General features: G+C 68.3%; 3 protein-coding genes. All 3 read right to left on the bottom strand.

What is annotated here, in order from left to right; all coding sequences use genetic code 11:
- Positions 1–11: 11 nt before the first annotated feature.
- Positions 12–965 carry an expansin EXLX1 family cellulose-binding protein gene (locus GTY56_RS23830; protein WP_161367373.1) on the bottom strand — a complete coding sequence of 318 codons (954 nt, stop codon included), beginning with the start codon at positions 963–965 and terminating at the stop codon, positions 12–14.
- Between the two features lie 283 nt (positions 966–1,248).
- Positions 1,249–2,271 carry a LacI family DNA-binding transcriptional regulator gene (locus GTY56_RS23825; RefSeq protein WP_161367372.1) on the bottom strand — a complete coding sequence of 341 codons (1,023 nt, stop codon included), beginning with the start codon at positions 2,269–2,271 and terminating at the stop codon, positions 1,249–1,251.
- A 310-nt stretch (positions 2,272–2,581) separates the two neighbouring features.
- Positions 2,582–4,882: glycoside hydrolase family 48 protein (locus GTY56_RS23820; RefSeq protein WP_161367371.1), on the bottom strand; the 2,301-nt coding region annotated here is incomplete at its 5' end.

Here is a 4,882-nt window from a genome sequence, read left to right as displayed (position 1 = left end):
GGGCGGTCGGTTCAGTGCCGGGCGAACTGGACCTGGGTGGGCTGGACGACGTTCGGCCGCACCGTGAGTCCCGAGACGGTGAGCTGTTCGCCGTAGATGTCGGTGATTCTGATCGCTCCGCCGCACCCGCTGCCGTCGGCGGAGACGAAGTAGTTGTAGGCGGTGCGGGGCAGTTGCCGCCAGCCGCCTGCGCCGCGGACCTCCAGCCCCCTGACCGGATTTCTGTGGTCGATCGCCTGGATGGCACACCAGTGCCGGCTGGACCCGGTCTTGTACCTGATGGAGATCGTGCCGACCGTGCTCGGGCTGACCAGGCTCCAGGTGATGGGGAGCCGGCCGAGCTTGAGGTCGGCGAGTTTCGCGAAGGCCTGTTCGCTGAGGTCGATCTGTCCGGGTGCGCAGGGCAGGGGGCATTCGTTGGTGATCCGCACCGTGACGGACCTGCCGTTGGCGGCGCGGACGAGAACATACGCGCCGCATGCCTTGGACGTCTCGTAGTCGGTGGTGTTCATGGCCGCGACCATGAGGTCGGGGCTCGGGCCGAAGAGACAGGCGCCGTCCCCGACTCCGGCCTTGTAGGCGGTGGCGACGCCCTGGTAGGTCGTGTTGGGCTTGATCCGTCCTGTAGACGGAGGCTTGGTGGACGTCTCCCGCGGGGGCCGCGGGGTGTCCTTGGGTGAGGGCTTGGCTGTCGTGGTGGCCGGGGAGGCCTTCGGGCTGGGGGAACCGGTCGGGCTCGCCGTCGCGCTCGGCGTGGCTGTGGCTGTGGCGGTGGCGGCCTTCTTCTGGGACGTGGCGGCGGGCGCAGCCACGGCAGTTCCTGCATCCGCGGTGCGGTCGGGTGACGATCCCATGAGCAGGTAGGCGAGAACGCTCACAGCGGTCAGCCCCACCGTGGTGCCCAGGATGAGCGTGCGTCTGCGTCTGCGTCTGCGCTGCCGCGCAGCCTGCCTTGGTGTGTTCATGTGCTGTCCGTTTCGGAAGATCGAGCCGGTGGTGCACTCCTCAGTGGCAGCGGGAGACGAAAAGGTTGCCGACTGTTTCCCGGAATCCATGCCGCCGACCCGGTGCTGTGCCGTATGGAGCCAGGTCCGCCACGTCACCCTCGCCCACGACGACGAGGCCCACGCGTTCCGCTGGACCTACGACGGGACCCCGCTCAAAGCCGCACGACCCTCGCAAGATCAATGCGGCGCTGCACCGGCCCTTGCGGCCATCTTCGAATGTGCCGGCGAGCGCCGATGGTGGTCAGGACGACGCACGGACCACCAGCTCAGTACGGAGAATGACGTGGCGCCAGGCCACGGACGGCTCTTCCATGTCTTCCAGCAGGATGCGGATCATGGCCCGGCCGATGTCCTCCAGCGGCTGACGGACTGTGGTCAGGGGCGGCTCGGTGCGCTGGGCGAGCGGAAAATCATCGAAGCCGATCACGGCGACGTCATCGGGAACTCGTCGCCCCGCGGCCCGCAGCGTCTGGAGGGCTCCCGCCGCCGTGGTGTCCGACGCGGCGAGGACGCCGTCGAGCTCAGGGTGGCGCTGGAGCAGTTCGGCCATGGCCCGGCGCCCGCTGTCCTCCGTGAAGTCTCCCTCAGCGACCATGGACTGTTGGTACTTCAGGCCCGCCAGCCCCAGGGCGTCCTGGTAACCGCGCAACCGGCACTGGGCGGCGTACATGTCCAGGGGACCCGTGATGGTGGCGATCGACCTGCGGCCCCTCGCCAGCAGATGGGAGACGGCGCTGCGGGCACCGCCCACGTTGTCGGCGTCCACGTAACTGATGTACTCGTCGCCTGACCTGCGCCCCAGCATCACGGTCGGCAACCGAGCCTCGGCAAGCATGTCCGGCAGCGGATCTCCCGCATGTACGGACATCAGCAACACTCCGTCGACCCGGCCGCCGCGTGCGTATTCGAGGAAGCGCTGCCGCTCGGCGCCTGAGCGGACCAGGGTCAGCATCAACTGCATTCCTGTGTCTGCCAGCGCGTCCCCGAGCGAGCCCACGATCTCCGAGAAGAAGGGCTCGGCGAAGAGTCTCCAGTCGGGCTCCGTCAGGACGAGGGCGACAGCATCGGTTCCCCGCCCGGCCAGAGAGCGGGCTGCGAGATTCGGGACGTATCCCAGTTCCTCGATGGCACGTTGTACGGCGTGCCGTGTCGACTCCTTCACGCCGGTGGCGTTGTTGATGACGCGCGAGACCGTGCCTCGCCCCACCCCGGCGCGAGCGGCCACCTCTTCCAACGTCGGCGTTCCGGGGCGTCGCCTGCCCATGACCACCTCCCCACGAGGTTACCGATCTTACGGGCCGGTGGGACCAGGCATGAGGATTATGCGCATGGCTCATGCTGTATCGGCCAAGACCACGTGGGGTCGGAGGGGGAGGGGGCGAGCATGATGCACGGAGAGCACGCGTCCCGACTGGGAGCGCTCCCGAAAGTTCGTGCCGCGCCGCTCGGTCCACTGGAGCGGCGGGTGAGCGGGTGCGAAGAAGCCGGACGGCCCCCGGTGCAGGTGGGACCGTCCGGCCGGGTGACCCCGTCTCCCTTCCGACGGGGTCGCGTACGCGATCCTCGGCGAGGGGCTACTCCAGGAGTTCCGCGTACGAGCCCATGGCCAGGGCGATGTCCGCCTGGGCCCAGAACCGGTGGTAGGTGAACGAGGGCACCGCGCCGCCGGCGAGGTAGCTTTCGATCTTCGACCAGGCCGGGTCGTCCTGGTAGAAGGAGCGGATCGAGTCGAACGTCGACGACGAGTTGATCGGGTCGCCGTTCGGCATCGTGCCTGTCCAGCCGCTCGGGATGTGGACCGGGTCGTCGAAGCGGTTGTAGTCGGCCCGGTTCTCGGCAACGGCGATTCCGAGGTCGGTCTGGTGGTTCGCCCACATGCCGTCCAGCAGCTTCTTGGCTGCCGCGGCGGCCTGCGTGTCACCGGAGCGGTCCGCGTAGTAGGTCAGGGTCTTGGCGTACGCGGCGGCCACACCGACGTCGTTGGTGTAGTCGGCGACGGTGACGTGCAGCCCGTTGTTGGCGCCGGGGTCGGCGGCGTTCCAGGTGTCGGGCTGGCCCGACCACTGGAGCGTCGAGGGGATGCGGTAGGTGCCGTCGGGGTTGAACGTGGTCTTGGACAGCGCCCACTTGACCCATTTGTCGAGGACCGTCTTGGCCTTGGCGTTGCCGGTCTGCTGGTACAGCTCGGCGACGCGTTCCATGGACCATGCCTGGAAGCCGAACCACTGGTTGGACGGCGGGTCGTGGTATACCGGCTTCTCGTCGTAGTACATGCCGTAGAACGTCGACTTGCCCGCGGGCGGGGCCGCGTACCGGCCCTGCCAGCTGTTGGTCGCGCCACCGGCGATGGCGCCTTCGTCGGACTGGAGCCAGCGGTAGAACTCCAGCTGCCGGTCCATGGACTTGGCCCAGTCCGCCGCACCCGTGGCCGACTTCGGCTTCAGCGGCGCGTAGTTGCCGAGTGCGTAGGCCGCCAGGGGGTTCTGGTAGCCGCCGTGGGCGTGGCTGGAGCCGATGCGCCAGGCCCAGCCGGCATTGGTGTCGGTGGCACCGCCCCAGGCGTAGTACCAGGACATCAGGTAGAAGGAGGCGTCCTTGCCGGTGCCCGCCGGGCAGGCCGCCGGTCCGACGCAGTTGCCGACCTTCTTGAAGTACTTGTCGAACATCGAGTAGCGCAGGTAGTCACCCATCTTCGCGGCCTTGGCGACCGTGCCGGAGACCTGCGCGCCCTTGCCCTGTTCCTTGGCCCACAGGTCCGCCCAGTAGGCGGCCTGCACGGCCCGGGCGTCGGCGTCGGGAGCGTTGGTGAACTTCCACTGCTTGGCGTAGGAGGCGTCAGCGGTGAACAGGTCCAGGTAGCCGTTCTTGCCGCCGTACTTGAAGGCGTCGCAGGTCGGCTGCGGCACCGTCTCCCACACCGACTCCTGCGCGCCGCGCTGGAAGGTGTTGATGTACGACGGGCCGGTGTCCGACGGACCCGCCTCGCACTTGCCGGGCGAGTTGCCGTAGCCGTAGACGTTGTCGACATCCTGGAGCCAGTGCATGCCGTAGACGTCGTCCGTGCCGTAGGCGCTCTTCAGCTCGCCCGCGATCGGGTCCGTGCCGGCCGCGACGGACGGTTCGAGCTTGGCCGGGTACTCGTTCGGCGTGTCCAGCTCGGGGGCGTAGGTGGCCGGCTTGGCGGGGTTGTAGAAGGAGTTGGTCGGCTGGTCGGCCTTGGTGGGGATCATGTACTTCTCCATGATCTCCCACGCGCCGTTGAACTTCGACCAGTCACCGGTCACCTTGCCGTACATGGCCTGGAGCCACAGCAGGTAGCTGTAGGCCTCCGACGTGGTCTCGTGGCCGTGGTCCGGCGCCTCGACGATCAGCGTCTCGACCGAGTGGTAGGGGATGCCCTCGGGCGAGAAGTAGCCGTTGGCCGGGTTGGTGATCTTCCCGTACAGCTCCAGGAAGCGGGCGTCGTACTCCTTCGCCGCCGCCAGCTGCGTGACGGTGACCGAGGCCTTGGCGTGGCCCGCGGCCGTCGACTCGAACACGGCCGATCCGCTACCGGAGTCCGCGGCCGCCACGGTCACCTTCTGCGCGGTGTTCCAGTTCTGCGGCGTGAACGTCAGCGAGGCACCGGCCGAGACCGACAGCCCCGCATTACCGCTCGCCCGGGCCGAGGTCACCGTCACGTTCGCCGAGGGCTGCTTGGACAGCTTCACCTCATACGTGCCCGACTTGCCCGACTGCACGCCCAGCTGGAGCGGTGAGGCCACGACGGTCGGCCCGGAGGCGACGGTGATGCCGACCGGCGTGGAATCGGCGGAGGCGCCCCTGCTGTCATACGCCTTCGCCACCAGGGAATGACCGCCCACCGCCAGATCGGA

Origin of the sequence: Streptomyces sp. SID5643 (genome assembly GCF_009872555.1) — a bacterium.
Lineage (GTDB): Bacteria > Actinomycetota > Actinomycetes > Streptomycetales > Streptomycetaceae > Streptomyces > Streptomyces iakyrus.
This window is presented reverse-complemented; position numbering and strand designations above follow the sequence as displayed.